The organism is Micrococcaceae bacterium Sec5.1, assembly GCA_039636795.1.
Classification (GTDB): Bacteria; Actinomycetota; Actinomycetes; order Actinomycetales; family Micrococcaceae; genus Arthrobacter.
On record CP143430.1, the window covers coordinates 4,470,559 to 4,494,002 of the forward strand.

Here is a 23,444-nt window from a genome sequence, read left to right on the forward strand (position 1 = left end):
GGGAAATGCGTATCCCGAAGCAGTTGCCCGGTCGCCTTGAGTCGGCGCCCTTCACTTGGCAGGAAGCGCTCGACGCCGGCATCACCCGTCAGCGGTGGAGGCACCGAGGTCTTGACTCACCCAGCCGGGGCATCCGCAGCCCCGCGCCCGAACAAGCGACGGAGTTTTCCATTACGGTCCGGCCCTACACGGTCATTACGCCCTTTTGCGCAGCCTCCCATGCCACGGCGTTCAAGCTCTGGGAGTTTCCGGGTTTCCTGCCGGGCAGCCACGAATCTGCCATCCACATTTCCCGTCCCGACACCATGGCAATCCCGCGAAGGAAGGAAATGGTGGGGCATGTAGGGCAGTTCTTCGAGGACGAAATCACTAACCACCAAGGCTTGCTCGTCACCACCAGGGCGCGGACGTGGCTCGATTGCGCCCGGAAGATGAGCATCAACGAGATCACGGTGGTGGCCGATCACCTGCTGCGGTTGCCGAGGCCTGAATTCGAAGGGCGCAGCGATCCTTACTGCACGCGCGAGGATCTGGAAACCATGCTTGACCGCCACAAAGGAACGCCAGGGATCCGGAAGGCTCGCTTGGCACTGGAGCAGGCCCGCGTCGGAGCTGATTCCGCGCCCGAAACCCCGCTTCGGCTGGCACTCGAGTGGGCTGGGCTGCCAGAAGCGGAAGTCAACATGCCCACTGAGTTGGGTCCCGGCGTCGTGCGTCAACCGGACCTTTCGTATCCCGGACAGCGCGTGGCCGTGGAATACGAAGGTGAGGGGCACTCCGATCCGGGCCAAATTGTCAGGGACATTGCGCGGGAAGAGGATTTCAGTCGCGCCGGGTGGATACTGGTCCGCATCTCAAAGCGCCACATGGGAAACGATGCGAGCTCAGCGGTAGCCAAAGTCAGGAGCGCGCTCATCAATCGTGGATGGACACCCAAGTGACTGGCATTAGTGGTTGTTCTGGGCCTTCAGAACAACCACTAATGCGAGCCAGTTGGTGAAGAGAGGGTTAGCTGAAGAGTTCGCTCTTCGGCTCGTTGTTCTTGACCTTCTGCCAGCCAAGCCACAGGACCAGGGCGAAGAACGGAATGGTCGCCAGGGTCCAGAGACCCAGGAGGAAGACCTCACCGGTTGTCTTATCCGTCATGGTGTCGAAGCCAATCAGAATGGTGATGGCCAGCAGCGCAATGAGGCCCAACCAGCTGGTCCAAGGCGAACCGGGCATCGGCAGGGTGGAGACGTTGCCGCGTTTCTTCCGCAGGGCAATCTGGCTCGCGAAGATGGAGCCCCAGGTGAAGATCACACCAATGGAGGCCGTGTTCAGCGCGAGGTCGAACGCGTGGGAGCCACCCAGCCAGATGTTAAGCAGGATGCCCACCAGGTAGACGCCGCCGATCGCCAGGATGGCCGCGTACGGCACGTGGCGGGAGGACATTTTGGTGAGCCACTGCGGGGCGTGGCCGTTGTTGGCCATAGTCCGGAAGATGCGGCCGATCGAGTACAGGCCCGAGTTGCAGGAGGACAGCGCGGCGGTAATGACGATCATGTTCATGACGTCGCCCATCCAGCCGAGACCCATCTGGCCGAACACAGTCACGAACGGCGAGGTGCCCGCCTTGTACTGGTCCGACGGCAGCAGCATCGCAAGGAGCATCACCGAACCGACGTAGAAGACGATAATGCGGATCACGACGGCGCGGATCGCCTTGGGAACTTCGCGTTCCGGGTTCTGCATCTCACCAGCGGTAATACCGACGAGTTCGATCGCGTTGTAGGCGAAGATCACGGCGTTGAGGACCAGGATCATGACCAGGCCGCCCTTGGGGAACATACCGCCGTCGTCGTGGAACAAGTTGCCCACCGAAGCGTGGCCGGTACCCACCTGCGCGTTGGTGACAACCATGAAGGTCCCAACGGCAAGGAAGATCAGGATGGCTGCGACCTTGAGGCAGGAGGCCCAGAATTCGAACTCGCCGAACGCCTTGACGCTGAACAGGTTCACGGCCACCAGCAGCACCAGCGCTGCGATGGCAGAGAGTTCAACGGGAACGTTCGGGAAGAAGAACTGGAAGTACAGGCCGATCGCGATGAGCTCGGCAATGCCTGTCATGGCCCAGTTGATGAAGTACATCCAGCCTGAAAGGAAGGCGCCCTTCTTGCCGAACATTTCGCCGGCGTAGCTCACGAACGAGCCCGAGGTCTGGCGGTACATGATGAGCTCACCGAGGGCGCGCATCAGCAGGTAAGCGATGACGCCGGCGATTGCGTAGGAGAAAATCAGGGCCGGGCCGGTGGAGGCCAAGCGGCCACCGGCGCCCATGAACAGACCGACGCCGATTGCGCCACCCATGGCGATCATGGTGACGTGGCGCCGGCTCAGGGTCTTCTGGTATCCCTCAGCGCTGAGGGTTGAATCGACGGCGTTGGGTGTGGCCGTCGGGTTCTGGAGATCTGTGGGGGTACTTTGCGGCACAGCTGTTCCTTGTGGGTTGGGGTATTGCTGTAGGTGTTTGTGCCATGCCGGAACATGGGCACCTTTGCCACACAAAATTCGAGCTTTCCTCGCTTGAGGACCCCGAAGTGTGACAAAGAACGCAGAACGCCGAAGGTTCGCGCAACCCGTCTATCTTACGGGATTAACGGGAATGACCGTGACGCAGGCAACAGCACCCTCCGTGGATACAGCAACGCGGGGTCACTTATGGCCCATGTTGGCCGCCCAAAGGGGCCATAAGTGACCCCGCGTTGCTTTAAGGAATGACGACGATGTTCTGGCCCTCATCTGCGAAAACTTCGTACGTCCGCAGGGGCTTCGCTCCCGTGGTGGAACACCCGGTTTCCAGCTCAAACGAGTGCTGGTGGAGTGGGCACATCACCACACGCTGATCGATGGTTCCGTCCGCGAGGGGGCCTCCTTTGTGAGGGCATACCGCAGAGACAGCACGCAGGCTCCCATCACGTAGCCGGAAGACCGCAACCTGCTCGCCGTCGATCCCGAACGCCCTGCCTTCACCGAACGGAATTTGGTCCACCGGCCCTACAACGTGTGGAATCTTCATCGGACCGGCACCTGCGGCAGCACCGTCAAGGGCAGCGACGTCCGGAACTGGCCAGGGGTTAGTGGATCATCGCGCTCACTCCACGGATCCACGTAGTTGTCCACGGACTCCTGCATCGCCTCATCCAGGCGTGCAGCGATGCCCTCCGAGTCGTCCAGGATGACGCTGCGAAGATGCTCAATCCCTACCCGGGGAACAAACGCGTACGTCCGTTCCAGCCAGTTCGCGTTTTCGCGGTAGTACTGCATGAAACGACCCGCCAGGAGCGTGACTTCCTCCGGAGTATCCACCGTGACCAGTAGATCGCCCTTACGGATGTGGGCGCCGGCCGCTCCCCCAATGTAGATCTCCCAGCGGCCGCCCTCCACCGCCACGACCCCAACGTCCTTCACCAAGGACTCAGCACAATTCCTCGGACATCCGGAGACCGCGAGTTTCAGTTTTGCCGGCGACTCAATTCCCTGGAAGCGGGACTCTAGCGAAATTCCCAAACCTGTGGAATCACCCGTCCCAAAGCGGCAATAGTCCTTCCCCACACACGTCTTCACAGTGCGAAAACTCTTGCCGTAGGCGTAGCCGGAGGGCATATCCAGATCGGCCCAGACTGTGGGGAGGTCTTCCTTGGCCACGCCCAACAGGTCAATCCTCTGCCCACCCGTGAGCTTGATCATGGGAATGTTGTGCTTCTCCGCGACGTCGGCGATCCTCCGGAGCTGCTGCACGGACGTCACGCCGCCCTTCATTTGGGGTACCACGGAGAATGTGCCATCGCGCTGGATGTTGGCATGCACGCGGTCGTTGATGAAACGGGCATCGCGCTCGTCGATGTACTTGTCCGCCAGCATCATCTTCATGAGCGAGGCGAGGCCCATCTTGGACTTGGCGTCCTCCGCACTGTCAGGAGCCAAGGCCGCGAAAACCTGTGAAACCGAGCGCAGCCCAAGCTCCCGGATCCGGGACATCAACGCGGCCTTGTCCAAGGGAATGCCAGGGACGTAATAGCTGGCTGCGGGGTCTTCTTCCACGGAACCGTCGGCCGCCCACTCCACCACCTGCGTGACCAGCAACTTGCAGGAACCGCACCCCTTGCCGGCCCGGGTGGCGTCCATGGCAGCGGGTACCGAGCGGCACCCACCCTGCACCGCCGAGACGAGTGCCCCTTTGGAGACTCCATTGCAGTTGCAGACCTGGGCAGAGTCAGCCAGTTCCGCAACACCTTCCTCCTCCGAAGGCGAGCCGAGATCGAACATCAGCGAGAGCCGCTCCTCCGGCAGCGGCAGTCCCTGGTCAAAAGCCTGGGTTAGGTACGCAACTTTTCGGCTGTCACCCAGGAGGGTGGCGCCCACCATCTTGTTGTCCCGGATCACGATCGACTTGAACACGCCCCGGCTCGGTTCCGAGAAAACAATGTGCTCATCCGTGTCGAGTTCCGGGCCCGGCAGGCCCATGGAAGCGACGTCGACGCCGGCCACCTTCAGTTTGGTGGCGGTCCGGGATCCAAGATAGACCGATGAACGATCCACGCCGGTGAGCTGGTCCGCCAGAACGGCAGCCTGCTCCCACAAGGGAGCCACCAGCCCATAAACCTCGCCCCGGTGTTGCACGCACTCCCCCACGGCATAAATATCCTCTTCGTCCATGACCCGCAGGTGGTCGTCCACCACGATGGCCCTTTCCACCGCCAGCCCACTCACCACGGCGACATCCACGTTGGGCCGGATGCCGGCTGTAACAACCACCATGTCGCAGCTCAGCTCAGTATCATCACGCAATCGCACGCCGGTGATCCGGTCCTTGCCCAGCACCGCGGTGGTCCGGCTTCCTGTGTGGACCTCGATGCCCAGCGCCTGGACGCTTCGCCGCAGTATTGCGCCGCCGTCGGGCCCTAATTGAGCATTCATGAGGTGGCCGCCTGAGTGGACCACCGCCACGTCAAGGCCGTAGGCCTGCAACCCGCGGGCCGCCTCCAACCCAAGCAGTCCACCGCCAATCACGACGGCCTTGCGATGATGCTCGTGCTGGGCGAACTGGACCATCTTGCGGGTATCGTCCATGGTCCGGAACGTGAAGACCCCGTGACGCACCGATCCGCTGGGTGTGTACAGGCCATCCATCGGCGGAAGAAACGAGTGGCTTCCGGTGGCGATGATCAGGACATCGTACGGAACCACCCTGCCATCGGCCGCGAAGACGTGTTTGCTGTACTTATCTATGCGCTCCACCCGCACCCCGGCGTGCAGGGTGATGTTGTTTTCCTGGTACCAAGAAAGGGCGTTGAGGAAGATGTCCGCATCGCTTTCCTCACCGGACAGCACGTGGCTGAGCATGATGCGGTTGTAGTTCCCATACGGCTCATCGCCGAAGATGGTGATCTCGAAAGCGTCTCCGCCGGCGCGGGCCAGGATCTCCTCAACAGTGCGGGCACCGGCCATGCCGTTGCCGATGACCACCAGTCGCCTGGCCATCAGTGCTCCACCATGCCCAGGTCCACCACCACGGAACCGCGGACACCAGCTGGCGCGGCGATGAACAGCTCGATCATCGAGCCGCCCTCGATATCTTCCACAACCCTCAACGGGACGTGTACATCGCCTTTTGCTCCGATGGGGAAGTACCGCATCGGAACGCCGTCGCGCATGAGGACAACCGCGATGAGTTCGGAGCTGGAGTTGCCGCCGCGGAAGTAAAGAGTCTGATTTACGACGCCGTCCGGGACAAAGTGCGCCAGCTCGCTGTGGAGGGGAACCGGCTTTTCCATGCCGATGCCGTCAAACGGGAAAATGCCCTGGAGGAAGAGGTTCTTGGAGATCACGGAAAGATCCTTTCGGCCGGCTTCCTTCCATGGTGCTCCAGTGTTGTTTCGGGACGCTTGATGCCGTGTTTCCATATGCAGGACACAGCGTAACGATCCCTTTGCGAACAACTCACCCCGGCGGCAACCTACAGCAACTCGCCATCCTGCATTCCATAACGGACCCAGCTACCCACCGAGCCCGCCGCGGCGCACCGGTCGAACCACTCCCCCAGCGCGCGGTCGTGGCTCACGATGACCAGTGTCCCTGAGAAGTCTGCGAGCGCGGCTTCCAACTGTTCCACGAGCACCGGCGCGAGGTGGTTGGTGGGTTCGTCCACGATCATGGTCTCGTAGCTTCCCAGAAGCAGCCTGGCCAGGGTGAGCCGGCGTTGCTGCCCGGCCGAGAGGCTGCCCACGGGAACGTGAAATTCAGCAGGCCGAAACAAGCCAAGGCGCAGCAGGGCCTCGGCATGTTCGTCGATGTTTCCTCCCAGTCCGGCGGCAAACGCCGGAAGCAGACGGAGCCCCGGACGGGGCGGAACGTCGAGTTCCTGCTGCAGGTACCCGACTGTGCCCTGAACGGCCAAGGTTCCGCTGACGGGCTCAAGCGTCCCGGCGAGCACAGAGACCAACGTTGATTTTCCTGCGCCGTTGGGTCCGGTGATGAGGATCTTTTCCCCGGTTTCGACGCGCAGGTCAGTTGGCTTCAAGCGCCCCGGAACGGTGATGCCGCGTGCTTCGATGGCTGGCCCAGCGGCCTCCTGCACCTGAAGGTCAAGTTGCGCGGCGAGCTTGAGCGGCACGGGTGGCCGGTCAATGGGGTTCTCTTCGAGCCGTCGGAGGCGTTCCTGGGCGTTCCGCACTTTGCTGGTGGCGGCGCGCTGCCACGTTCCTTTTTTGAAGCCGGTTGCAAACTTGTCGTTGTCGCGCACCCGGCCGTAGCCCATGCCGCCCGAAACCGTGGCGGCCTGGAACCGCTCGGCGGCCATGGCGTCTAGCCATTCCTCATATTGCTGCACCCAACGGGCACGCTGTGCGGCTTTCTCGCGCAAGTAACCTTCGTACCCGTTGCCATAGCGATTGACGGATCGGCGTTCAGCGTCGACTTCGATGACTGTGCTGGCTACCTTCCGCAGCAGGACGCGATCGTGCGAAACCACCACCACGGTCCCTCGATGCGCAGCCAACCTCGATTCCAGCCAGGCTGTGCCGTTGGCGTCGAGGTGGTTGGTGGGCTCGTCCAGGAGCAGGGCTTCGGCCGGATCGGCCAGCAGGCACGCGAGGGCAACGCGCTCCTGCTCGCCGCCGGACAAAGATCCAAGCGTTCGACGCCGGTCCAGGCCTCCTAGCCCCAGCCGGTCAAGCGCTGCTTCCACCCGGGACTCGGCAGCGTAACCTTCGCGAAGTTGGTACTGGGTCTGCAGGCTTCCGTAGAGTTCCAAGGTTTCGGGGCCCGCATCCGCCAGGTCCCGCTCCAGTTCGGTGATGCTGGCCTCGAGCGCACGCAACGCAGTAAGCGACGCGTCAATGGCGTCGCCCACGGTGAGCGAGGCCGGAAGTCCGTGTGTTTGGGCGAGATAGCCCACGCGGTAGCCGGAAGTCCCTGCCAAACCTGCCGTGCCGTCGTCGGGCGTTTCCACGCCGGCCAGCAGGCGGAGAAGGGTGGATTTTCCCGCCCCGTTTTCTCCGACAATGGCTACGTGTTCGCCGTGATCGATGGTGAGGTCAACGGCGTGGAAAAGTTCTCGATCCCCATAACCGTGGGAAACGCCGGAAAGGTGAAGGTGGTCAGTCAAGAGGTGTCCTCGCAAAGTCCGCAGTGGATGGCAGGGAACCGCTGAGGGCACTGCCGTAGTGGGTACTGGGGATGCAGCCGGATGGAAGGGCTGCGCTCAAGACTTCATCGGTCCAGACTGCCCGGGGAACGAGGGCGCGTCAAGTTTCAGGCTGGAGCGATTGCCCGCTTCCTCAGGCCCCCTGGCACGCGCGCACCATTCCACCCGCAAAGATAGTCTGGTCATATGGGCACCATTTCGACGCGGACGAGGCTTTACCGGTTCAATGCCCTGGACGCCGTGGCCGTCGCTGCCTATCTGGGATTCACGATCTACTTCACGTTTGCGGGCGAATCCGTGGAGCGAATGATGCTCCAGCTTTTTTCAGACCCTGCCACAGCCTCGTATGCCGTTAACGCACTCTTCTATGCCGTCGTCGGGGTTTTCGCCCTGGCATCCGCCTGGCGCATAGTCGGCCGTGACGTCAAGATCCTGGGCACCCGCCCTTGGTTCACTCTTGGCATGGTCCCCCTTGCGGTGGTGGTCATGCTGATCGTCACGGCACTCCTGGTCGCGGCGACCGGTACTGCGCAGACTTCCGAAAACCAGTTGGGCATCCAAGGCCTGCTCCAGCGTGTGCCGGCCTGGCTCATGGTGCCGCTGCTGGTGGTCCTGGGGCCGTTCGTAGAGGAGTACTTGTTCCGGCACCTGCTGATCGGCAAGCTGTCGCAGTACGTGAACATCTGGATCTGCTGTGCCCTTTCGGTGGGAGTTTTCGCATCGATCCACGTGGTGGGCAGGGAGGGTCTGGTGTTGCCGGCCCTTGCGCCTTATCTCGGCATGGCCCTGGTGCTGGTGGCGGTCTATGTGTGGACGGGAAAGAACCTGATGTTCTCCTACTTCGTCCATGCCGCCAAGAACCTCCTGGCCGTGGTTCTCATCTATGCGATCCCGCCGGACTTCCTCCCCCACTAGCAACAGGGGCATGCCGAGACACGAGTTCTGCATCAGCGGAGGCCGTTACTAGACTCGGACTGTGAACAACCAACTCCCTGCCAAGGTTTCCGACATCTTTGACCCCTCGCGCTGGCGCACCGTTTCCGGCTTCGACGACTTCAAGGACATGACGTACCACCGGCAGGTTGAGCGTTCCACGGACGGGACGGTCAAGGATCTCCCCACTGTCCGCATCGCGTTTAACCGCCCCGAAGTGCGCAACGCGTTCCGTCCCGGCACTGTGGACGAGCTTTACCGGGCCATGGACCACGCCCGCATGACTCCCGACGTCGCCACCGTGCTGCTCACGGGCAACGGACCGTCGGAAAAGGACGGCGGGCACTCGTTCTGTTCGGGCGGCGACCAGCGGATCCGTGGCAGGGACGGCTACCGCTACGCCGAGGGTGATACCCAGGAGACCATCGACCCCGCCCGCGCCGGCCGCCTTCACATCCTGGAAGTCCAGCGCCTGATGCGGACCATGCCCAAGGTGGTCATCGCCGTCGTCAATGGCTGGGCAGCTGGCGGGGGACATTCCCTGCACGTGGTCAGCGACCTCACCATCGCCTCGCGCGAACACGGCAAGTTCAAGCAGACCGATGCCACGGTGGGAAGTTTCGACGCCGGATACGGCTCTGCGCTGCTGGCCCGCCAGATCGGGCAGAAGGCCGCGCGGGAGATCTTCTTCCTGGCCCGTGAATACTCGGCTGAGGACATGGTCCGGATGGGAGCCGTGAACGAGGCCGTGGACCACGCCCGGTTGGAGGAGGTCGCACTGGAGTACGCGGCTGATATCGCCCGCCAGTCCCCCCAGGCAATCCGCATGCTGAAGTTCGCCTTCAACCTGGCCGACGACGGCCTTGCCGGGCAGCAGGTCTTCGCCGGTGAAGCCACGCGGCTGGCCTACATGACGGACGAGGCCGTGGAGGGCAAGGAAGCCTTCCTCCAGAAACGCGACCCCGACTGGTCCAACTTCCCCTACTACTTCTAGGACATCCCTGTGGACATCGATCCCGTACTCAAAGCACTGGCCGCTGCCCTGCATGGCGAGGGTCCCGCCGTCGAAATTGTGGTTCACGAGGACGGACGGCCGGAAGCCGTTCCGGTAGAGACCGGCGTGGAAGAGGCTGCAGTGGTGGTCCGAACCTCCGGCTCCACCGGGACGCCCAAGGCGACTGTCCTCACTGTGGATGCCCTGGCTGCGTCCTCTGTGGCCACGGCCATGGCATTGCGCGCCGAAGGCCAGTGGCTGCTCGCGCTCCCCCTTCAGTACGTGGCTGGCGTGCAGGTCCTGGTTCGCTCCCTCTACGCCGGGACGCGGCCCTGGGTGATGGATCAGTCGAACGGCTTCACGCCTGAGGCATTCACGGCTGCCGCCGAGGAACTGACGGACAAGATCCGCTTCACCTCGCTGGTACCCACCCAGCTGCAGCGGCTCCTGGACTCACCCGCCCCGGAAACCCTTGCTGTGCTGCGCCGCTTCAATGCCATCCTGCTGGGAGGCGCTCCGGCGTCGGCTGAGCTGCTGGCAAATGCCCACGCGGAGGGACTCCACGTTGTCACCACGTACGGCTCGGCCGAGACGTGCGGCGGGTGCGTGTACGACGGCGAGCCACTGGACGGCGTCGAGGTCCGCATCGGCGAGGGCGAACTGGAAGGCCGCATCCTGCTGGGTGGCGAGACCGTGGCGGCGGGCTACCTTGACGCGCCGCGCGCCACGAAGGCCGCGTTCTTCGAGGAGGACGGTGTGCGTTGGTACGTTACCGGCGACCTCGGCGAAGTTACCGGCGACGGCAAGCTCACCGTTCTGGGCCGTGCCGACGACGTCATCATCACCGGCGGCGTCAAAGCCTCCGCCGCGTACATCCAAAGCAAGCTGGAAGAGCTCGACGGCGTCAGCGCGGCTTTCGTCGCGGGTGTCCCATCACATGAATGGGGCCAGGCCGTGGCAGCTTACGTGGCCATAACCGATCCATCGCCGGAAGGCCTGAAGGGGTTCACGGCCCGCCGCGAAGCCGCACTGGGCGTCCTGGCGCCGAAGACGGTCCTGGCGGAGAAGGAATTGCTCATGCTGCCTAACGGAAAACCGGACAGGCTGGCCATGATCGACCAGCTATCCGCCGCGCATCAGGGACAATAGAGAGGTTCTGCCCTCATGACTCCGACTAAAGATCAACGCGAAACACACGAGGTACTGCACGTGGCGACAGCTGCACATTGGATTCAAGGAGCCCGGCTCCGCACACTGCCCGCGGCAATCGCGCCGGTACTGATCGGTTCGGCAGCGGCGTTTGAGCTCCATGCTTTCCGGCTGCCGAATGCGATCCTTGCGGCACTCGTGGCGCTTCTTCTCCAAGTCGGCGTCAATTACGCCAATGACTACTCGGACGGCATCCGTGGGACCGACGAGGACCGGGTGGGGCCGCTGCGCCTGGTTGGTTCCGGACTCGCCAAGCCGGAGCAAGTGAAGTGGGCGGCCTTCGGATTGTTCGGCGCCGCCATGGTTTGCGGGCTGATCCTGGTCATCATTACCCAGACCTGGTGGCTGATCCTGGTGGGCCTCGGCTGCGTCCTGGCAGCCTGGGGCTACACGGGCGGCAAGAACCCCTACGGCTACCTTGGCCTGGGCGACGTCTTCGTCTTCGTGTTCTTCGGGCTGGTGGCAACGCTCGGCACCACGTACACCCAAGCCGGGCAGGTCAGCCTTGCTGCCGTCATTGGCGCGATCGGTACGGGGCTCATCGCCTGCGCCCTGCTCATGGCCAACAACGTCCGGGACATTCCCACGGACACGGCGGCCGGGAAACGCACTTTGGCCGTGCGTCTTGGAGACAGGCATGCCCGCGAGAGCTACGTGTTGATGCTGGCCGTCGCCATCCTGCTGGTGATTGTGCTGGCGCCCACCAAGCCTTGGATGTTGATCGTTCTCCTGCTGATCCCCGCCTGCCTGATGCCCGCTTGGCTCATGGTGAACGGCAAGAAGCGCAAGAGCCTCATTCCAGTGCTCAAGCAGACCGGCCTGATCAACCTCGGCTACAGCCTGCTGTTCTCGCTCGGCCTGATTCTGAGCCGCGGCTTCTAGGTTTCCCTACTTGGAACCTTTTCCTACTTGGAACCCGGGCGTTTGTCGTTGTTGACGGCGATGTCCGGGTTCTGCTCCACGAGGCTATCCTCTGCCTCGGCGTCCTCAACCTCACCAGCGGTGCGGATGGGCTTGGCCCGGCCGGAAAAGCGTTCCCGCATGGCCGCAGTGGCGGCGTCGCGCTGTTTCTGGAAGAAGAGGTAACTGATGGCGAACGCGATCAGTCCCGCGAAGACCACGGCCAGGATCCAACCCACCTGCAAAAAGGCGAACAGGATGAACAGCGGCACGAACAGCGCCAAACGGATGAGGGAATACTTCAGGAAAGCCACTATCCAAGTTTAGCCGCCCGGATGGTTGCACTCTGATCACGGCCGGAACCGGGCGTCCGGTGAATGCCATACGGCGACTAGACTTGGTGCATGCTCCGGGTTGTTGGCGTCGTCGTCGTCCTTGTTATCTTCGTCTACGCCCTCGTGGACGTGATACGTACGGATGGCAGATTCACACGCGGCATCTCCAAGCCCGCTTGGATCGTCGTCATGATCCTCCTGCCCCTCTTGGGTGCCGTCCTCTGGTTCATCTTCGGGCGGCCCTACGGCAAGCCCTCGGCGCAGCCCATCCGCCGCCACCCTACCGCCCCGGATGATGATCCCGAGTTCCTCCGCAACCTCGAAACCCGCCGCCGGAACACCGCCGAAGAAGAACGCCTCAAGAAGCTCAAGGCAGAGCTCGAAGCCAAGGAACGGAAGCTCAAGGGTGCTGATGGCGCGGAGGGCAGCCAGGGCAATAAAGCCCCCGGATATAAGTCCGGCGATGCTAAACGCGGCGAGCCGGATACCCATGGCACCGACGAACTGAAGTAGGGAACATGGCCCAGCAAGCTGATGGACCACGGCAGTCATTTACTTCCGCGTCCCCCAGCGGCGGGCCACCGACTCTTGCACATCCACCCATTGAGGCCCTCCTGCGTCCACCACGCCCAGCACTGCTGGCAAGATCATTGTGGATAGCCAGCTTTGTCGCAGGAATCGCAGTAGTCATCACCAGCCTCCTTGCCCGCGACTCGCACCTGGACCGCCTGAAGAGTGTTATCGCAGGCAAGCTCCCCGATGGTGACGCCCTGGCTGTCGAGGGTGCAACCGCCGTCGTGTTCCTCGGAAGCCTGGCCATGCTTGCCCTGGTGGTCGCGATGGAAGCGGTCCTGCTGGCTGTGGCCTTCAAGCGCCGCAGCTGGGCGCGGTGGCTGCTTGCACCGCTGATCCTCCTGCACGCCGTGGTCACCGTAATCACCGCAGATTACGTCGTAGCCCCGGGAGGCGCGGGCGTCCTGTCCACCGTGCTGCTTGCCGTCCAGTACGTCTTGGCTGCGGCAGGCCTGATCCTTTTGTTTCTGCCCTCCACCACGGCATGGTTGCTCAGCGGACGCCGACGCGCGACGGAAATCTAACCGCGCCCACTGTGGCTAAACGCCAGCGAGGGGGCGGGCGTCGAAAGCGGTCTGCTCAGAGCCCGGAGTATGAGTGCAGGCCGTTGAAAACCGTGTTCACGAGTGTGAAGTTGATGATCACGCATGCGTAGCCAACGATCGACAACCACGCTGCGCGGGTTCCCGTCCAACCACGGGTAGCCCGGGCGTGAAGGTAGCCGGCGTAGACCACCCAAATAACGAACGTCCACACTTCCTTGGGGTCCCAGCCCCAGAACCTGCCCCAGGCCTTCTCTGCCCAGATGGCACCGAACATGAGCGTGAACGTCCAGCCGATGAAAGCGATAGCGTTGATGCGGTAGGACAGGTTTTCCAGGCTCAGCGCGTTCGGAACCACCCGCATGAAGCCGAGATTGTCAGCGCGGCCGGCGGCCAGGTTCTTCTGCCGGTACGACTGGACCAACTGCAGCGCGGACATGGCGAACGTCAAGGTAAACAGGGCCGAAGAGAGCACCGCGATGGAAACGTGGATGATCAGCCAGTAACTCTGCAGGGCCGGGACCAAGTGGCCCACCGGCGTCCAGAACGATACAGAGGCGGCCACCAGCATGATGATTGCCAGCCCGATGACGAACGTACCCAGGAACCGCAGATCACGGCGGATGAGCACGATAAGGAAGACCGCCACGGCTACGAAAGCACCCGTGGTGAGGAACTCGTACATGTTTCCCCACGGCACGCGGCCTGCGCCCAGTGCACGGGTCACAACGCCCGCACCATGAATGAGCACGCCCAGTACTGTGAGTGCCACAGCCACCCGCGCAGGCACACGGCGTTCGGCGGAGTACTTCATGTCGCCTGCCGCGGTGCCACCCTCAACGGTGAGGCCCGACGTCGGACGCTCGGCCCGGCCAGCCGGCCCACCGGCGTCGGGCCCTCCCAAGCTTCCGTTGGCGCGACCAGCCGCCACGGCAACCTTCACTGCAGGAGCGCTGGCAGCAGCCTTCGCGTCGATGGCACGCAGCGCCTTGCTGCTCTTGGCCAGGTCCCAGGCAAACGCGATGAACGCCACGGTGTACGTGCCGGCGGCCAACAGCATGAACAGCTCGCTGTACTGGCCCAGGGTTTCGTTGATGACGGGCATTACTGGTCCTTCGAGGTTGGGGAAGAGACTGTGGGGGTTTGTGCCGGCGTATCGGAGTCAGCGGGGATCTGCCATTCCCGGGCAAAAAGTTCACGGAGGGCTGCTGCTTCGCCCGCGAGTCGGTGGTCTTCGCCTCGGGCCAGCAGGCCGTATTCCACCATGGTGCGGCCGTCCGAGTGGGTTCCGGTGCGGACCCATACGCGGCGGCGGTTGACGTAAAGCGAAGTCACCAGGCCGGCTACGGCCAGGAGGCCGAAGATCAAAGCGTACAGCTGGCCAGGGTTGTGGTGGACATCCATGCCAATGTACTTCTTGACGCCGTCGAAGGTGATGCTGCCTTTGCCGTCCGGCAACGTTTTGGTCATTCCTGGGGCCAGTGTGATTCCGCCGGCTTCAAGCTTTCGGCCATTGAGCTGTTGGAGGTTCCTGACGTCCAGCTCGAACACGTTCTGGGGAACGCCTTTGTCCAGGCCGAGGTCGCCGTAGTAGGAATCCAGGCTCAACTGGGGGTTGAAGAGTTCGGGACTTGCGCTGAAGGAGATGCCGTTCTCGGATTTGAAGGCCGTGGGCAGGAAGAAGCCTTGGAACGCCAACTGGTCCGGCTTGCCGTCCGGCACTTTGATGACCACGGACGAGTAGTAGTTATCGCCCTGGACCTTGGCCGTGACCGGCCCTTGGAAAGCAATGTTGCCATCGCCGTCGCGGACAGTCACCACGGGTGCGTAGCCGTTTCCGGTGAGGTAGAGGCTGGTGCCGCCCAGTGAAATGGGATCGTTGACCTTGAGGGTTTCCTTCTTCGCCGGCGAATCCGGATTTTCCTTGGTTGTGACCTCGGCCGTGTAGTCGATGGGCTGGCCGATCTTTTTGGGCGACTCGCGATCGAAGGTGGCTTCAAACTTGTCCAACTGAATGGAGTAAGGCTGGAGCCAGCTGCTTTGGAAGTTGGTGCCCGGGGTGAATTGGTCGTAGCCCACCAGAGTGTTGACGAACGTCTCACCTTCCACAAGGATCCGCTGGCCGCTGTACCCGAACAGGCCGCCGATGGCCACGGAAACCAGCACGCCGATCAGCGAAGTGTGGAAGACCAGGTTGCCGGCTTCCTTCAGGAAGCCGCGCTCGGCACCCAAGGACGGGAGGTCGCCGTCGGCGTCCCTGACCTCCACGCGATAGCCGCGCTTCTTGAGCAGTCCAGCGGCATCGTTGATAGCCTTCGACGCCGGGATCCCGGCGTCGGCCGGCAGAGCCAGCGTGCTGTACTCGGGCAGGCGCGAAAGGCGCTTGGGAGTGCGCGGCGGCTGCGATTTCAGCGCCTTGTAGTGGACGATGGCACGCGGGGTGACGCAGCCGATCAGGGAGATAAACAGCAGGATGTAAATGGCCGAGAACCAGGCGGACGAGTAGACGTCGTAGAGCTGAAGCGCGTCGAGGAACTGTCCGTAGGACGGGTTGTCCTTAATGTACTGGGTGACAACTGCCGGATTGGCGGCGCGTTGCGGGAAGAGGGACCCGGGCACCGCGCCCACGGCCAAGAGAAGCAGCAGGAACAACGCCGTCCGCATGCTCGTCAACTGGGTCCAAGCCCACCGAAGCATGCCAAGGATGCCAAGGGAGGGCAGCGCGGCCTCGGACTTGGCCTGCTGGAGTTTTCCTGCAGCTGTATTCGAGGCCGTGCTTTCAGCGGCTGGTGACTTCTTCTTGGCTTTCACGGACTCGCTCATCAGATTGGCAACTTCACATCGGTTTGGAACCAGTACTGCAACTCGGTCACCCAGGTTCCCCACACACCGGTGGCCATCAGGATGCCGAGCAAAATCAGGATGCCTCCGCCAAACCGCTGGATCGCCAGGCGGTGGGTGCGGAAGAAGGACATGACGCCCATGCCCCGCCGGACGGCAAGGGCGATCAAGAGGAATGGGATACCCAGGCCAAGGCTGTAAACGAAGGCCAAAAGCGCGCCCTTTGCCGCCGACGATCCGCCGGACAAGCTCAGCAACTGTACCGCGGAGTATGTGGGTCCGATACATGGGGCCCAACCCAGGCCGAACGTCAGCCCCAGGAGCGGTGCGCCCCACAGGCCCGCCGGAGGCTTGGCATGGATTTTGGCGTCGCGCTGCAGCCAACCAAAGCCACCCATAAAGACGATGCCCATGAGGATGACCAGAATGCCCAGCAGTTGGGTGATCCAGGCATTCTGTGGGCCCGTCAGGAGGGTCCCGAGCTGGCCAAACGCACCGCCCAGGAGGACAAAAATCACCGAGAAGCCCAGGACAAACAGTCCAATACCGGCGAGCATGCGGCCCCGCCGCTGCTTTTGGAGGTCGACGCCGGTCAGTCCCGTGACGTAGCCAAGGTAACCGGGTACGAGCGGCAGCACGCACGGCGAAAGGAACGAGACGAGTCCGGCCAGCAGCGCAACCGGCACAGCAAGCAGCAATGATCCATTCAGGATCGTCTCGGCGAAAGGACTGTTCATGGGTACTACTCAGCCACTGCGGACGTAATGAGGGCCTTCAAAGTGCTCTTCTCAATTTCGCCGAGGACGCGGGAGGCAACCTTGCCGTCCTTGTCCAGGACCAACGTGGTGGGCACCGCACCCGGAGGCACGATTCCAGACACGGACAGGAGCACGGCCCCGTCTTTGTCGTTGAAGCTCGGGTAGGTGAGGTTGAAGGTCTTGTCGAAGGCCTCCGCCGTGGCTTTCTCATCGCGCAGGTTAACGCCGAAGAATTGAACGCCTTGGTCCTTGAAGTCCTGGTGCAGGGCTTCAAGTTGGGGAGCTTCGACGCGGCAGGGGGCACAGGCCGCGAACCAGAAGTTCAAGACCGTGACTTTGCCCTTAAGGTCTTCGGGCTTGACCGTTGTTCCGCTGAAGAGTGTGCCCTTGAGCGCCACGGGCGCAGCGCGGTCCGCTTTGGCGAACTCAGTGACGGAACCGTCCCCGGCCACATAGTTCTTGTTGTCGCCTTTTCGGGCTTGCTCTGCGAGGGAATCCTTCTGGGCGCAGGCTGACAAGCCCATGGTAAGTCCTGCCAACAGGACACCACCGGCGGTGAGCACGCCACGGCGCGAAAGGTTGTTATCCATGTGCCTATGCCCCCGGAGTGCTGGCTGCACCGGGAAGGAGCACCGCAGCAGGCTCGCTGTATTCGACCCGCACAATCTTGCCGTTGTCGTCCAGGACCAGGGACGTCAGGGAGGTCAGGGTGCACTCGCGCTTACGCGGGTCGTGCGCCAGCCGGCGTCTCTCGGCGGACAGGCGGGTGGACCAGATGGGAAGCTGATGGCTGACGAGGATGGCTTCAGCGCCGTCGCCACCCAGTTCGATTGCCTTGACCCGCGCGTCTTCAACGGCGGCCAGGACCCGCGCGGCTTGCTCTTTATAGGGCTCGCCCCAGGACGGGCGCAGGGGGTTCCGGAAATAGAACCAGTGCTTGGGCTTCAAGAATTCGCTGCGAGTGGGGTGGAGTCCCTCAAAGTGGTTCTCCGCTTCGATGATCCTCGGGTCCGTATGGATGTCGAGATGGAGCGCCTCGGCAGTGGGCATGGCCGTTTCCTGGGCGCGCGTCAGCGGCGAGGCGACCAAGTGGACAATCCTGGCACCCTCGCTTGCGCGGACGGCAAAGTGCTCGGCCAGCATGCGGGCCATCTCCCGGCCCCGCTCGGAGAGGTGGAATTCAGGCAGCCGGCCATAGAGGACGCCATCGGGATTGTGGACCTCGCCATGGCGAAGCAGATGGACAGTTGCTTGGGGCATGTTTACCAGTTTCTCAAAGAAGCGGGGCGATCCGAAATCTTCTACCGCTAGTAGAACTCAAAGTTTTCTCAAAATGTTCCGTGGAGTTGGAATAAAAGATGCATATGCATGTTTATACTAGACACGAAGCTCGGTTGACGTTTCAAGTAAATGCATCAAACCACCGACCGGGCAAGCAAGCGGTACCTTCCACTACATACAGGAGCAACATCATGATGACCCTTCCCGCCAACGTCACCACCGGCATCTGGAGCCTCGACGCTTCCCACAGCGAAATCGGCTTCACCGTCCGCCACGCAGGCATCAGCAAGGTCCGCGGCGCCTTCAAGGACGCCGACGCCACCCTCGAAGTGGGCGAGACGCTGACCGACTCGAAGGTCACCGCAACCATCCGCACCGCCAGCTTTGACTCCGGCGACGTCAACCGCGACGGCCACGTCAAGGGCGAAGACTTCTTCGATGTGGAGAAGTACCCGGAGATCACCTTCGTCTCCCGCCACGTCAAGGCAAACGGCGACGGCTTCGATCTTGTGGGCGATCTCACCATCAAGGGCGTGACCAAGGAAGTTTCCATCGAAACCGAATTCAACGGTGTCGCAGTGGATCCCTTCGGCAACACCCGTGCAGGCGTCTCCGGCGAAACCACCATCAGCCGTAAGGACTTCGGTCTGACGTGGAACGCGGTTCTTGAGGCCGGCGGTGTCCTGGTGAGCGACAAGGTTGTCATTAACCTGGAACTCGCGTTCATCGCACCTGCGGCTGCCTAAATCCACAGCTTGCACTGCAGTTTGCACCGCAGTCCCGAGTAAACGGCGCCCCGACACAGTTCCGCTGTGGGGGCGCCGTTTCGCGTACTCAGAAGTCACCCAGCGATTATTCGGCAAACAGCCTGTAGTTAGCTGCGAAGTAGCCCGGAATTTCCTATGCATCCTTCAACCCGCGGTCTAAAGTGATGCCATGAGTAACCCAGATGAAGCACCAGAGCCTCAGCAGCCCGGCGCCCAGCCTCCGCAGCCCGGCAACGTTCCTCCTGCGGGTTACCAACCGCCGCAGGGCTACCAACCACCCCAGGGCTACCAGCCGCCGTCGCAACCTGGCCAGTATTCGCAACAGGGGCAGCCGGTGCAACCAGGCCAGCCGGGCCAGCCGGCGCAGCCAGGGCAGCCAGGTGGTTTCCACTTCGAAATGCCCACCGACGGACCCCGCAACTTCAATGACGTCCTTCCGCAGGGCGGTTTCTCGGGCCTGTTCAAGACCATGGGCCTGCCCACCGAGCTCAAAGTGTCCTACTTCATTTGGGTCATTTCGGGACTCCTGGGGCTCCTCTTTGGCCTCATTGGGCTTTTCGCCATCATCGCCGCGTTCGCTTTCATGCCAGGAGTCGCCGCACTCCTTCTGGTTCTCCTGATCATCAGCCTTGCTGTTGCAGCCGCGCAGATTGTCCTCGCCATGAAGATGAAGGAAGGCAAGGAATGGGCTCGCCTTGCCTTGACCGTCCTTGCCGCGGTGTCGCTGTTGCTCGCTATTTTTGGCTCCATCAACGCCGGCGGGCCCGGTGCAGGCCTGGGTGGCAACTGGTTTGGCTTCCTGGTCAGCGCAGTGGCCGTTGTCCTGATGTGGTTGCCGAACTCACAGCTGTGGTTCAAGGCAGTAAAGGGTGCCGTCTAGCCCGGCTGAAGTACCGCCGTCGGGCTCTCATCCAAGACGCCCTGACAGGCCCGCAAGGCCGTGGTGGTCCATTGGACCACCACGGCCTTCATCATGAAGGCGTACGCCATCGTGATGATTTCATCGGAAGCAGGAAATTCCTGCGTGTGATCATCCGCAGCACCGCACCCCGGAGGTACGGTGGAAGCAGAACCAGGCTGGGGGCAGGGTCTTTTTGCTGATCCCGGCAGCCGTGCCAGCAGTCGAACAAGCAAAGGAATGCCATGAGCAACCCTCCATACCCACCGTCCAACCCGGGGGACGCCAACAAGGGCGACACCAACACCGGTGATGCCAACAAGGGCGACGCCAACAAGCCTGAGCAGCCGGGCCAGCCATCCACGCCACAGTTTGGCCAGCAGTCACCTCAGTATGGTCAGCAGACTCCCCAATATGGTCAGCAGACGGGCGCTCCACAGTACGGTCAGCAGACGCCGCAGTTCGGCCAGCAGAGTCCCCAATATGGTCAGCCCCCGGCTCCCCAGTACGGCCAGCAAACCCCGCAGTACGGTCAGCAGGCTCCGCAGTTTGGCCAACAGTCGCCTCAGTACGGTCAGCAGGCGTCTCCCTACGGTCAGCAGGCTCCGCAATATGGCCAGGACACCAACTGGCCCAGCCAGCAGCCAGGACCCACCACGGTTCCGCAGTTGGTCAACATCTCCTTCTGGATGATCATCGCAGCGGGCATCCTGTCCGCCATCAGCTCGCTGATCCTGGCCACCACCGGCTCAGATGCCTTCATCAACTCGATGATCAAGCAGGCCGCACAGCAGGGCACTGAATTCCCGGAAGGCTCCCTGGAAGGCATGCGTGGCGGAATTGTCGTTGCAGCAATCATTGGGGCAATCGTGTCCCTGGGACTGTATGCGCTGGTTGCGTTCCCGGTCCGCAAGGGCAAGAACTGGGCCAGGATCCTGGGCACTGTCTTCGCGGCGATCTCGGTCCTAGGCCTTGCCGGTCTGTTCCAGTTCGGCGCCACGTACGGCATCCTGCAGCTCTTGGTGATCCTCCTGGGAGTTGCCGCAATAGTCCTGCTGTACCTGCCGGCGTCGGCTCCGTACTTCCGTAAGCCGCAGCCGTTCGGCAACCCTTACCAGAACCCTTACGGCCGCTGAGCTTTCTGTAGTAACGTCAACGGCCGCGGATCCGGTAAGGCTAGACGGCCTGACCCGGTGTCTGCGCCCGTTGTGCGTGGTAGGCCAGGATCTGCAGCTCGGTGGCCATGTCCACCTTGCGGAGGTTCACGTGGGGTGGAACCTGGAGGAGAACCGGAGCAAAGCTCAGGATGCTCCGGATTCCGGCAGCGATGACGCGATCGCAAACTTCCTGTGCAACGGTGGCGGGCAAAGCCAGCACCACCATGTTGGTGTGGGTGCGCTCCAGAACGCGTTCAAGCTCTGCCGAGTCGCTGACCCGCAACCAACCGACCTCATTGCCGATCACCATGGGGTCGGCGTCGAAGATCGCCACGACGTCGAAGCCCCGTGACTCGAAGCCGCCGTACCGTGCCAACGCCTTGCCGAGGTTACCGGCACCGACAATTGCGACCTTCCAGTCGTGCGTCAGGCCAAGGGCTGCGGCAATGTGGCGGCTGAGGTACTGGACTTCATAGCCCACGCCGCGGGTTCCGTAAGAGCCGACGTAGGAGAGGTCCTTGCGCAGCGTGGAGGAGCTGACGCCTGAAGCCTCGGCCAACGCGTCCGATGACACACGTTCCACGCCTTCTGCCAGAAGCGAGTTGAGCGCGCGCAAATAGAGAGTCATCCGGGCCACAGCCGCGGGCGGGATCTGCTTGGCGGCATGTTCGTTGTCCCCGCTTGTTGCCCCGGGGGACGGTTCCAGCGCAGTCACGGTTTTCTCCATTGCGTCGCTTGTTGTTCCACTCTATGGCCCTTGGCCGGACTCAACAAAAGGCCGGTACTTCCGGGTAACAGCGTCCTCTGGTCCTCAGCCTTCAAGGACTCTTTTCAAAGTACGGGTCAGGCGCTGCTCGTCGATCGTCCAAAAATCGCGCTGGACCCCATCCACCAGCACTACGGGTATTTCCTCCGCGTAGCGCTCCTGCAGTTCGGCGCTTCCGTCGATCGTCTGCTCGGTCCACTGGACGCCCAGTGCCGAGGTAACGCGCTCGACGGCGGCACGCGCCTCCGTGCACAGGTGGCAGTCAGCTTTGGTGAGGAGAACGACGTCGGGAATAGCCATGACACAACGGTAACCGCCCCAACCCTCTCTCACATCCCCCGCCCTTTCCCCCCACGCTCTCTCACATCCTGACCGCTTTCCCACCGATGCTCTCTCACATCCCGACCGCTTTCCCCCGACGTTCTCTCACATCCTGACCGGTTTCCACCGATGCTCTTGCACATCCCCACGGGGCAGCCCCACCGTGCGCCCTCAGCGCCGGGGCCTGGCGATTGACTAGACTCAAGGCATGCCCGACGAGAAGAACGCCGCTGTGGTCGCCGACGCCAAGGTTCCGCAGCACACCGGCGAAGCCGCTTTCTTCGACGTCGACAACACTTTGATGAAGGGCGCCAGCCTCTTCCATGTGGCCCGCAAGATGTACGAACGCAAGGCCTTCACGCTGTCCCAGGCGGCTGGCTTCGCGTGGAAGCAGTTCAAGTTTGTAATGCGCGGCGAGAACATGGACGACGTCCATGCCGTGCGCGACTCGGCCCTGACGTTGGCCGCCGGGATCACTGTGGAGGACATCAAAGCCCTGGGCGAAGAAGTTTATGACGAAATGATCGAGTCCCGGATCTGGCCTGGAACCAAAGCGCTCGCCGAGCAACACCTCCGTGTAGGCCGGAGGGTATGGCTGGTGACGGCGACCCCCATTGAGGTTGCCACCGTGATCTCCACAAGGTTGGGCCTGACGGGCGCGCTGGGAACCGTCGGCGAAGTCCATGACGGAATGTATACCGGCAAGCTTGTCGGTGACATTCTGCACGGCCCGGCCAAAGCCATCGCGGTCCAGCTCATAGCTGACCAAGAAGGCTTGGACTTAGACCACTGCTGGGCTTACAGCGACTCCGCCAATGACATCCCCCTGCTCACTATGGTGGGCCACCCCGTGGTGATCAACCCCGATTCGAAGCTGCGCCGGCATGCCCGCGACAACAACTGGCCGGTCTACGATTTCCGATCCGGTCGCCGTGCAGCAACCCTGGGGCTGAAGGCGGCCACCGTGGGCGGTGCCATCTACGGGCTGTGGCGTGGATTCTCAAAGTTCCGCGGGCCCCGCTAGCCGTTCCTCTCTCACATCCCCACGCGTTTCCAGCGTTCCTCTCCCACATCCTCTGGTACTGCTGGCCTACCTGTGGATAACTTCTGCACGCTTAGCGGCTTCCAAGGAACAATGCGGGTATGCAGAATTCGTTACTCAACCAATCCAGCCCGCTCTTGGGACCGTTCAGCCTGAACGACGCCAAGGCAGCGGGCATCGATCTTTCAGACATTTGGCGCAGCAGTAGCATCGTTCCTGTGAGCCGGGGCTTGTATCGGCCGACGGATTGGGATTTCGACCTCTCGTCAGCTGCCCGTTCCCTCTCGTCAGCCAGCCCTGGCGCTTGGATCTCCCATACAACGGCAGCCAGGCTCCATGGTTTTGTCTTGCCGGCGTGGCTATCGGATTCAAATGAATTGCATTTGAGCAAACCGCGACGTCTGCCGTCGGTCCGGCGCAAAGGCATCATAGGGCACACT

24 protein-coding genes are annotated in these 23,444 nt (G+C 62.4%); 11 read left to right on the forward strand and 13 right to left on the reverse strand.

Annotated elements, in window-relative coordinates; translation table 11 throughout:
* Positions 1–5 precede the first annotated feature (5 nt).
* Positions 6–941: a hypothetical protein gene (locus VUN82_20370; protein XAS71417.1), complete on the forward strand. Its 936-nt coding sequence runs from the start codon at positions 6–8 to the stop codon at positions 939–941.
* A gap of 67 nt (positions 942–1,008) precedes the next feature.
* Here VUN82_20370 and VUN82_20375 read toward each other — a convergent pair whose 3' ends face one another.
* The 5 genes from VUN82_20375 to VUN82_20395 form a co-directional block, all read right to left on the reverse strand.
* Positions 1,009–2,472: an amino acid permease gene (locus VUN82_20375; GenBank protein XAS71418.1), complete on the reverse strand. Its 1,464-nt coding sequence runs from the start codon at positions 2,470–2,472 to the stop codon at positions 1,009–1,011.
* A 277-nt stretch (positions 2,473–2,749) separates the two neighbouring features.
* On the reverse strand, positions 2,750–3,058 hold the full coding sequence (locus tag VUN82_20380) for a Rieske 2Fe-2S domain-containing protein (protein ID XAS71419.1): 309 nt from the start codon (positions 3,056–3,058) through the stop codon (positions 2,750–2,752).
* Entirely contained in the window at positions 3,055–5,523 is a 2,469-nt protein-coding gene (nirB, locus tag VUN82_20385; protein XAS71420.1) for a nitrite reductase large subunit NirB, read from the reverse strand. Before nirB ends, VUN82_20380 begins: the two co-directional genes overlap by 4 nt.
* Positions 5,523–5,870 carry a molybdopterin oxidoreductase gene (locus tag VUN82_20390; protein ID XAS71421.1) on the reverse strand — a complete coding sequence of 116 codons (348 nt, stop codon included), beginning with the start codon at positions 5,868–5,870 and terminating at the stop codon, positions 5,523–5,525. The genes nirB and VUN82_20390 overlap by 1 nt, the downstream gene beginning before the upstream one ends.
* A 128-nt stretch (positions 5,871–5,998) precedes the next feature.
* A complete protein-coding gene (locus VUN82_20395; protein ID XAS71422.1) occupies positions 5,999–7,648 on the reverse strand; it encodes an ABC-F family ATP-binding cassette domain-containing protein in 1,650 nt (549 codons plus the stop codon).
* 225 nt (positions 7,649–7,873) lie between these two features.
* On the opposite strand from VUN82_20395, the gene VUN82_20400 reads away from it, so the two are divergent.
* The 4 genes from VUN82_20400 to VUN82_20415 all read left to right on the forward strand — a co-directional run bounded on the left by VUN82_20400 (position 7,874) and on the right by VUN82_20415 (position 11,705).
* Positions 7,874–8,602, forward strand: coding sequence for a lysostaphin resistance A-like protein (locus VUN82_20400; protein ID XAS71423.1), 729 nt, complete (start codon positions 7,874–7,876; stop codon positions 8,600–8,602).
* Positions 8,603–8,663: 61 nt separating this feature from the next.
* A complete protein-coding gene (locus tag VUN82_20405; GenBank protein XAS71424.1) occupies positions 8,664–9,614 on the forward strand; it encodes a 1,4-dihydroxy-2-naphthoyl-CoA synthase in 951 nt (316 codons plus the stop codon).
* A 9-nt stretch (positions 9,615–9,623) separates the two neighbouring features.
* Positions 9,624–10,763, forward strand: a complete 1,140-nt coding sequence (locus tag VUN82_20410) for an AMP-binding protein (protein XAS71425.1) — start codon at positions 9,624–9,626, stop codon at positions 10,761–10,763.
* 60 nt (positions 10,764–10,823) lie between these two features.
* Positions 10,824–11,705, forward strand: a complete 882-nt coding sequence (locus tag VUN82_20415; protein ID XAS74750.1) for a 1,4-dihydroxy-2-naphthoate polyprenyltransferase — start codon at positions 10,824–10,826, stop codon at positions 11,703–11,705.
* Positions 11,706–11,728: 23 nt separating this feature from the next.
* On the opposite strand, the gene VUN82_20420 is transcribed toward VUN82_20415, so the two are convergent.
* The gene (locus tag VUN82_20420) at positions 11,729–12,040 is read right to left on the reverse strand and encodes a DUF4229 domain-containing protein (GenBank protein XAS74751.1); all 312 of its coding nucleotides are present in this window, start codon (positions 12,038–12,040) and stop codon (positions 11,729–11,731) included.
* A gap of 87 nt (positions 12,041–12,127) precedes the next feature.
* On the opposite strand from VUN82_20420, the gene VUN82_20425 reads away from it, so the two are divergent.
* Together VUN82_20425 and VUN82_20430 are read left to right on the forward strand one after the other, a co-directional pair.
* Positions 12,128–12,571, forward strand: coding sequence for a PLD nuclease N-terminal domain-containing protein (locus VUN82_20425; GenBank protein XAS71426.1), 444 nt, complete (start codon positions 12,128–12,130; stop codon positions 12,569–12,571).
* Between the two features lie 5 nt (positions 12,572–12,576).
* Complete coding sequence (locus VUN82_20430; protein XAS71427.1) at positions 12,577–13,155, forward strand: hypothetical protein; 579 nt, start codon at positions 12,577–12,579, stop codon at positions 13,153–13,155.
* Between the two features lie 55 nt (positions 13,156–13,210).
* On the opposite strand, the gene ccsB is transcribed toward VUN82_20430, so the two are convergent.
* From ccsB to VUN82_20455, 5 genes are read right to left on the reverse strand one after another with little or no spacing between them, the layout of a single operon-like run.
* Positions 13,211–14,278 carry a c-type cytochrome biogenesis protein CcsB gene (gene ccsB, locus VUN82_20435; protein XAS71428.1) on the reverse strand — a complete coding sequence of 356 codons (1,068 nt, stop codon included), beginning with the start codon at positions 14,276–14,278 and terminating at the stop codon, positions 13,211–13,213.
* Complete coding sequence (locus VUN82_20440; GenBank protein ID XAS71429.1) at positions 14,278–15,996, reverse strand: cytochrome c biogenesis protein ResB; 1,719 nt, start codon at positions 15,994–15,996, stop codon at positions 14,278–14,280. Before VUN82_20440 ends, ccsB begins: the two co-directional genes overlap by 1 nt.
* Positions 15,996–16,751: a cytochrome c biogenesis CcdA family protein gene (locus VUN82_20445; GenBank protein XAS71430.1), complete on the reverse strand. Its 756-nt coding sequence runs from the start codon at positions 16,749–16,751 to the stop codon at positions 15,996–15,998. Before VUN82_20445 ends, VUN82_20440 begins: the two co-directional genes overlap by 1 nt.
* A 5-nt stretch (positions 16,752–16,756) precedes the next feature.
* The gene (locus tag VUN82_20450) at positions 16,757–17,362 is read right to left on the reverse strand and encodes a TlpA disulfide reductase family protein (GenBank protein XAS71431.1); all 606 of its coding nucleotides are present in this window, start codon (positions 17,360–17,362) and stop codon (positions 16,757–16,759) included.
* A gap of 4 nt (positions 17,363–17,366) precedes the next feature.
* On the reverse strand, positions 17,367–18,032 hold the full coding sequence (locus tag VUN82_20455) for a histidine phosphatase family protein (protein XAS71432.1): 666 nt from the start codon (positions 18,030–18,032) through the stop codon (positions 17,367–17,369).
* A 215-nt stretch (positions 18,033–18,247) separates the two neighbouring features.
* Between VUN82_20455 and VUN82_20460 the strand changes: the two genes are divergently transcribed.
* From VUN82_20460 to VUN82_20470, 3 genes are all read left to right on the forward strand, one after another.
* Positions 18,248–18,799 carry a YceI family protein gene (locus VUN82_20460; protein ID XAS74752.1) on the forward strand — a complete coding sequence of 184 codons (552 nt, stop codon included), beginning with the start codon at positions 18,248–18,250 and terminating at the stop codon, positions 18,797–18,799.
* A 190-nt stretch (positions 18,800–18,989) separates the two neighbouring features.
* The gene (locus VUN82_20465; GenBank protein XAS71433.1) at positions 18,990–19,700 is read left to right on the forward strand and encodes a hypothetical protein; all 711 of its coding nucleotides are present in this window, start codon (positions 18,990–18,992) and stop codon (positions 19,698–19,700) included.
* A gap of 263 nt (positions 19,701–19,963) precedes the next feature.
* Positions 19,964–20,854 carry a hypothetical protein gene (locus VUN82_20470; GenBank protein ID XAS71434.1) on the forward strand — a complete coding sequence of 297 codons (891 nt, stop codon included), beginning with the start codon at positions 19,964–19,966 and terminating at the stop codon, positions 20,852–20,854.
* 40 nt (positions 20,855–20,894) lie between these two features.
* On the opposite strand, the gene VUN82_20475 is transcribed toward VUN82_20470, so the two are convergent.
* Together VUN82_20475 and VUN82_20480 are read right to left on the reverse strand one after the other, a co-directional pair.
* Positions 20,895–21,602: a redox-sensing transcriptional repressor Rex gene (locus tag VUN82_20475; protein ID XAS71435.1), complete on the reverse strand. Its 708-nt coding sequence runs from the start codon at positions 21,600–21,602 to the stop codon at positions 20,895–20,897.
* 84 nt (positions 21,603–21,686) lie between these two features.
* On the reverse strand, positions 21,687–21,941 hold the full coding sequence (locus tag VUN82_20480) for a glutaredoxin family protein (protein XAS71436.1): 255 nt from the start codon (positions 21,939–21,941) through the stop codon (positions 21,687–21,689).
* A 229-nt stretch (positions 21,942–22,170) separates the two neighbouring features.
* Between VUN82_20480 and VUN82_20485 the strand changes: the two genes are divergently transcribed.
* The gene (locus VUN82_20485; GenBank protein XAS71437.1) at positions 22,171–22,986 is read left to right on the forward strand and encodes an HAD-IB family hydrolase; all 816 of its coding nucleotides are present in this window, start codon (positions 22,171–22,173) and stop codon (positions 22,984–22,986) included.
* The last annotated feature ends 458 nt before the right edge of the window (positions 22,987–23,444 follow it).

What these genes read in the sequence shown, in the direction of transcription:
- VUN82_20370 (XAS71417.1), top strand. Translation starts at nt 6, where the DNA reads ATGCGTATCCCGAAGCAGTTGCCCGGTCGCCTTGAGTCGGCGCCCTTC.
- VUN82_20380 (XAS71419.1), bottom strand. Translation starts at nt 3,058, where the DNA reads ATGAAGATTCCACACGTTGTAGGGCCGGTGGACCAAATTCCGTTCGGT.
- nirB (XAS71420.1), bottom strand. Translation starts at nt 5,523, where the DNA reads ATGGCCAGGCGACTGGTGGTCATCGGCAACGGCATGGCCGGTGCCCGC.
- VUN82_20400 (XAS71423.1), top strand. Translation starts at nt 7,874, where the DNA reads ATGGGCACCATTTCGACGCGGACGAGGCTTTACCGGTTCAATGCCCTG.
- VUN82_20425 (XAS71426.1), top strand. Translation starts at nt 12,128, where the DNA reads ATGCTCCGGGTTGTTGGCGTCGTCGTCGTCCTTGTTATCTTCGTCTAC.
- VUN82_20430 (XAS71427.1), top strand. Translation starts at nt 12,577, where the DNA reads ATGGCCCAGCAAGCTGATGGACCACGGCAGTCATTTACTTCCGCGTCC.
- ccsB (XAS71428.1), bottom strand. Translation starts at nt 14,278, where the DNA reads ATGCCCGTCATCAACGAAACCCTGGGCCAGTACAGCGAGCTGTTCATG.
- VUN82_20440 (XAS71429.1), bottom strand. Translation starts at nt 15,996, where the DNA reads ATGAGCGAGTCCGTGAAAGCCAAGAAGAAGTCACCAGCCGCTGAAAGC.
- VUN82_20445 (XAS71430.1), bottom strand. Translation starts at nt 16,751, where the DNA reads ATGAACAGTCCTTTCGCCGAGACGATCCTGAATGGATCATTGCTGCTT.
- VUN82_20450 (XAS71431.1), bottom strand. Translation starts at nt 17,362, where the DNA reads ATGGATAACAACCTTTCGCGCCGTGGCGTGCTCACCGCCGGTGGTGTC.
- VUN82_20455 (XAS71432.1), bottom strand. Translation starts at nt 18,032, where the DNA reads ATGCCCCAAGCAACTGTCCATCTGCTTCGCCATGGCGAGGTCCACAAT.
- VUN82_20460 (XAS74752.1), top strand. Translation starts at nt 18,248, where the DNA reads ATGACCCTTCCCGCCAACGTCACCACCGGCATCTGGAGCCTCGACGCT.
- VUN82_20465 (XAS71433.1), top strand. Translation starts at nt 18,990, where the DNA reads ATGAGTAACCCAGATGAAGCACCAGAGCCTCAGCAGCCCGGCGCCCAG.
- VUN82_20470 (XAS71434.1), top strand. Translation starts at nt 19,964, where the DNA reads ATGAGCAACCCTCCATACCCACCGTCCAACCCGGGGGACGCCAACAAG.
- VUN82_20475 (XAS71435.1), bottom strand. Translation starts at nt 21,602, where the DNA reads ATGGAGAAAACCGTGACTGCGCTGGAACCGTCCCCCGGGGCAACAAGC.
- VUN82_20480 (XAS71436.1), bottom strand. Translation starts at nt 21,941, where the DNA reads ATGGCTATTCCCGACGTCGTTCTCCTCACCAAAGCTGACTGCCACCTG.
- VUN82_20485 (XAS71437.1), top strand. Translation starts at nt 22,171, where the DNA reads ATGCCCGACGAGAAGAACGCCGCTGTGGTCGCCGACGCCAAGGTTCCG.